Annotated in this window: 6 protein-coding genes; 2 read left to right on the forward strand and 4 right to left on the reverse strand. The window is 75.6% G+C overall.

Features of this window, described 5'->3' with window-relative positions; genetic code table 11:
* Positions 1 to 159 precede the first annotated feature (159 nt).
* A complete protein-coding gene (locus ACWCSD_RS47910; protein WP_397164103.1) occupies positions 160 to 882 on the forward strand; it encodes a tyrosine-protein phosphatase in 723 nt (240 codons plus the stop codon).
* 19 nt (positions 883 to 901) lie between these two features.
* Here ACWCSD_RS47910 and ACWCSD_RS47915 read toward each other — a convergent pair whose 3' ends face one another.
* A complete protein-coding gene (locus ACWCSD_RS47915; RefSeq protein ID WP_449925706.1) occupies positions 902 to 1,744 on the reverse strand; it encodes a PHP domain-containing protein in 843 nt (280 codons plus the stop codon).
* A gap of 121 nt (positions 1,745 to 1,865) precedes the next feature.
* On the opposite strand from ACWCSD_RS47915, the gene ACWCSD_RS47920 reads away from it, so the two are divergent.
* Complete coding sequence (locus ACWCSD_RS47920; RefSeq protein WP_358293360.1) at positions 1,866 to 2,510, forward strand: TetR/AcrR family transcriptional regulator; 645 nt, start codon at positions 1,866 to 1,868, stop codon at positions 2,508 to 2,510.
* On the opposite strand, the gene ACWCSD_RS47925 is transcribed toward ACWCSD_RS47920, so the two are convergent.
* From ACWCSD_RS47925 to ACWCSD_RS47935, 3 genes are all read right to left on the reverse strand, one after another.
* Complete coding sequence (locus tag ACWCSD_RS47925) at positions 2,498 to 3,352, reverse strand: 3-hydroxyacyl-CoA dehydrogenase family protein (RefSeq protein WP_449925710.1); 855 nt, start codon at positions 3,350 to 3,352, stop codon at positions 2,498 to 2,500. The genes ACWCSD_RS47920 and ACWCSD_RS47925 overlap by 13 nt on opposite strands.
* Positions 3,349 to 4,089 carry an enoyl-CoA hydratase/isomerase family protein gene (locus ACWCSD_RS47930; RefSeq protein ID WP_397164110.1) on the reverse strand — a complete coding sequence of 247 codons (741 nt, stop codon included), beginning with the start codon at positions 4,087 to 4,089 and terminating at the stop codon, positions 3,349 to 3,351. The genes ACWCSD_RS47925 and ACWCSD_RS47930 overlap by 4 nt, the downstream gene beginning before the upstream one ends.
* 57 nt (positions 4,090 to 4,146) lie before the next feature.
* On the reverse strand, positions 4,147 to 4,780 hold a 634-nt coding region (locus ACWCSD_RS47935), incomplete at its 5' end, for a 2Fe-2S iron-sulfur cluster-binding protein (protein ID WP_449925712.1).

A 4,780-nucleotide genomic window follows, 5' to 3' on the forward strand; every position in this document is an offset into this window, starting at 1 on the left:
GGGCCACCTGCCGCGGCTGGCGGCGATCGGGGTGGAGTACCGGCCGGAGTCGGGGCCGCTGCCCTGGCAGACCAGGCCCGGCGTGCCCGGACGGCCCGAGGATCCGAAGGAGTGGCAGGCCACCATCGACGCCTGGACCAGCAACCTGCGGGACCTCGCGTGACGCGCCTGGAGCCGCCGTCGGGCGGCCGGGTGCTGAGCTGGCCGGGCTGCGAGAACGTGCGCGACCTCGGCGGGCTGCCGACCGAGGACGGCGGGCGCATCCGGTGGGGCGCGCTGGTGCGGGGCGACCGTCCGAGGGGCACGGCCGTCCCGGCGCTGCGGGCGCACGGGATCCGGCTCGTCGCCGACCTCCGGCTGGCCGCCGAGTGCCGGGCCGACCCCGGTCCCGACGTGCCGGGCCGCCGCCACCTGCCCGTCCTGCGGGACGAGGACACCGTCCTGGAGGCGCTGGACGACACCCTGCCCGGCATCTACCGGGTGATCCTCGACCGGGGCGCCGCCCGGTTCGCCGCCGTCCTGTCGGCCGTCGCCCACGCGCCGGACGGGGGCGTCCTGCTGCACTGCCACTCCGGCAAGGACAGAACCGGGCTGGCGGTCGCGCTGGCCCTCTCGCTGGCCGGCGTCTCCCGGCAGGAGATCGCCGCCGACTACGCCATGACGGCCGTCTGCCTGCGCCTCGACGAGCACCTGGCCGCCCTGGACGGCGACGCGGGGCGGGCCAGGGCGCTGCGCCTGTTCGCCGAGGTCACCGCGGACACCATGCTGGCCGCCCTGGCCCACCTGGACGAGCGGCACGGCGGCGCGCAGGCGTACCTGCTGGCCGGCGGCCTGCCACCGGACGACCTGGCGCTGCTCCGGGCCCGCCTGGTGGACCGCTGAGGGGCCCGGAGGGCGGTGGTCAGCCCGTACGGCCCCAGAAGTCGTACGGGTCCCGGCCCGGGCGGAAGCCGTGCGCCCGGGCCAGCTCCGCCGCCTCCCGGAACCGGCGCGCGACGACGGACGGCTCGTGGGCGTCGCTGCCGAACGTCACGGCCTGCCCGCCCTCCTCCCGCCACCACCCGAGCAGCGTCGTGTGCAGCGGCAGGACCGTGTTGATCTCCAGCGCCCGGCCCGACCCGGCGGTCACCCGCAGCGCGTGCCGGAACTCCTCCTCGAAGCCGGCCGGGTCGAACGGCCCGGCCGCCCGCGGCCAGTAGCGCACCGGGTAGTCGACGTGGGCCAGCACGGCGAACACGTCGCTGCCCGCGACCAGTTCGGGGATCTCGGCCAGGTAGTCCCGGACCACCTGGGCGGCGGCGCTGCGGGCGTACAGGCCGGGCGGCTCGCAGAACCCGTCGCCGGCGGGCAGGCTGTGCAGGGAGCCGAGCACCCGGTCGAAGCGCCCGGCGGCGAGCACGCGGGCGACCTCCCCGGCGTGCCGGTGCGGCTCGCCCAGCTCCAGGCCGCTCAGGATGCGCAGCTCCGGGAACCGTTCGCGGCACCGCTCGACCGCCTCCAGGTAGCCCGCGGCGTCGAAGGCCGGGGGAGGGAGGTGGCCGTCCGGCGTCGTCAGCGCGAGCAGGTGGTCGTGGCCGTCGAGGGCGCCGGGGTCGACCGTCCAGACCGTGTGGTCGACGTGCTCGGTGAAGGCGATGGCGGGCAGGCCGAGCTCCACCGCCCGCGCGCAGGAACGCTCCATGTCGCCCTTCGGGGCGTCCCAGGACCATTCGCTGTGCACATGGCTGTCGGCGGGCAACGTCACGGGGCTCACTCCTCGGAGGGTAGGAGAAGATCGTCACGACTGTACCCCGCGAGCGTTCCGGCGTCCCGGGGGTGCGCCGCCTCGGGGAAGAGGTCTGATCTGCCGTGAGATGCTGGCTTTCGTGACGACGACCGAGCCCGCCGGGCCCGCCCCGCGCCGCGGGCGCGGCCGACCCGGCTACGACCAGGCCGCGATCCTGCGCGCCGCGGTGGAGCTGTTCAACCGCAGGGGATACGACGCCACCAGCATGGGAGACCTGGCCAAGGAGCTCGGCCTGACCAAGCCGGCCATCTACCACCACGTCACGGGCAAGGAGCAACTGCTCGGCCAGGCCCTCGACGACGCCCTCGACGAGCTCACCGCCGCCGTCACCGCCGCCACCCGCGACGCCGCCGGCCGCACGGCCTACGAACGCCTGCGCGAGGTCGTGCGGCGCAGCGTCGAGGTGCTGGTCGCCCACCAGCCGAGCGTCACGCTCCTGCTCCGGGTGCGCGGCAACAGCCCGGTCGAGCTGGCCGCGCTCGAACGCCGCCGCTGGCTCGACGACCGCCTCGCCGCGCTGGTCGCCGACGCCGTCGCCGAGGGCGCGCTGCGCGACGACGTGCCGCCCGCGCTGGTCAGCCGGCTGCTGTTCGGCATGGTCAACTCGCTGGTGGAGTGGTACCGCCCGGACGGCGCCTACGACCGGGCGATGGTCGCCGACGCCGTCACCGCGATCGCCTTCGACGGCCTGGCCGGGCACGCGCCCGGGGCTCACCAGGTGTAGAACCCCTGGCCCGTCTTGCGGCCGAGATGCCCGGCGGCCACCAGGTCGCGCAGGATCCGCGGCGGCTCGAACCGGGGGCCGAGCTCGCGGGCCAGGTGCTCGGCGATCGCGAGCCGCACGTCCAGGCCCACCACGTCGGTGGTGCGCAGCGGGCCCGTCGGGTGGCGGTAGCCGAGAGTCATGGCCGTGTCGATGTCGGCCGCGCTCGCCACGCCCTCCTCCAGCATCCGCATCGCCTCCAGGGCCAGGCAGACGCCGAGCCGGCTGCTGGCGAAGCCCGGCGAGTCGGCCACCGTGACCGGCGTCCTGCCGAGCGCCCGCGTCCACTCCTGGGCCCGTTCGACCAGCTCGGGGTCCGTCCGCGGGCCGACGACGACCTCGATGAGGTCGCTGACCGGGACGGGGTTGAAGAAGTGCAGCCCGATGAAACGCTCCGGCGCGGCCAGGCCGGCCGCGAGCCCGCCGATCGACAGGCTGCTGGTGTTCGTGGCCAGCACCGCGCCCGGCGCCTGCCGCTCGACCAGGGCGAACACCTGGGCCTTGAGCGCCGCGTCCTCCGGCACCGCCTCCACGACCAGCTCGCACGGGGCCAGCTCGGCCGGGTCGGCCGTCGTGCGCAGCCGGGACAGGACGTCCGGGAGCGGGCTGCCCAGCCTGCCCTTCTCCGCGGCCTTGGCCAGGCTGCCGGTCACCCGTTCCAGGGCTGCGGCGGCGGCCCGCGGGTCGCTCTCCACGACGACGACCCGGCTGCCGGCGGCGAGGAAGGCGTGCGCGATGCCCGACCCCATCCGCCCGCCGCCGAAGACGCCGACGATGTGCGGCAGGGGTGATGGAGACGTCATGAGCGCGGCTCCTTCCGCCGGTCGAGGAACGCCGTCATGCGCGCGTGCTTCTCCTCGGTCTCGAACAGGACCGCCTGGGCCAGGTCGTCCACGAACGGGTGCGCGGCGCGCGGGGCGTGGAAGACGGCCTTGGTCAGCCGGGTGGCCAGCGGCGCCCGCGCCGCGATGCGGTCGGCCAGCCGGTGGCCGGCGGCGAGCAGGTCCTCCGGCTCCACGACGTCGTTGAGCAGGTGCGCCGCCCGCGCCTCGTCGGCCGTCAGCACCCGGCCGGCGAGCAGGATCTCCTTGGCCAGCGGCTCCCCGACCAGCTCGGCCAGCCGCCAGGCGGCCCCGGCGGCGGCCAGGATGCCGAGGTCGGTCTCCGGGTTGCCGATCCGGGTGCGCGGCGTGCCGATCCGGAAGTCGCAGGCGTAGGCCAGCTCGGCCCCGCCGCCCAGGGCGTAACCGTCCACGAGGGCGATGGTCGGCATCGGCAGCCGGTGGATCCGGTCGAAGATCCTGGAGTTGATGCCGCGCAGCGCGTCGCCCCGGTCCCGGTCGCGGAGCTGGGCGATGTCGGCCCCGGCGGCGAAGGTCGTGCCCTCGCCGGTGAGCAGCACGACGCGCGGCTCGTCCTCGACGGCGGCGCACGCCTCGTGCAGCGCGGCGACCAGCTCCCGGTCGATCGCGTTGCGCACCTGCGGCCGGTTGAGCCGCCACACCACCCGGTCGGCGCCCTCCTCGACGATGAGGGTCATGGGCGCTCCGCCTGGGGAGCGCGGGCTTTCGTCACGGAAAACTCCTCTGCGTCGGGGTCAGGCGTCGTAGTCCACGGTGACACGGTCGCCGGCCGGGAACGTCTGGCAGGTGAGCACGAAACCGGCGTCCACCTCGGCCGGTTCGAGCGCGTAGTTGCGGCGCATGTCCGCCGCGCCCTCGCGGACCACCGCCCGGCAGGTGCCGCAGACCCCGCCCCGGCAGGCGAACGGCAGGTCCGAGCGGGTCTGCTGGGCGCCGTCGAGCAGGGTGGACTCGCGCGAGACGGTGGCGGTCGTGCGCCTTCCGTCGAGCACCGTCGTCAGCACGGTCGTCGCGCCCGCCGGCACGCCCTCGGGCCGCCTCGGCTGAGGCGGGGGAGCGTCGACGTAGAAGAGCTCGACGTGCACCTTCGCGGCCGGGACGTCGAGCTCGGCGAGCACCTGGCGGGCGTCCTCGACCATGCGCAGCGGCCCGCACAGCCAGACGTGGTCGAACGTCTCGATCGGCACCAGCTCGGTGAACAGCCGCCGCAGCCGGTCGCCGTCCAGCCGGCCGGAGAACAGCTCGACGTCGCGCGGCTCCCGGGAGAGCACGTGGACGAGCTGGAGGCGGGGGCCGTACCGGTTCTTCAGGTCGCCGAGCTCCTCGGCGAACATCACGGTGCGGCTGCTGCGGTTGCCGTACAGCAGC

The organism is Nonomuraea sp. NPDC001684 (assembly GCF_053596515.1).

Bases quoted from the DNA above. Each gene is read 5' to 3' on its own strand.
- ACWCSD_RS47930 (WP_397164110.1), bottom strand. From the start codon at position 4,089: ATGACCCTCATCGTCGAGGAGGGCGCCGACCGGGTGGTGTGGCGGCTC.
- ACWCSD_RS47925 (WP_449925710.1), bottom strand. From the start codon at position 3,352: ATGACGTCTCCATCACCCCTGCCGCACATCGTCGGCGTCTTCGGCGGC.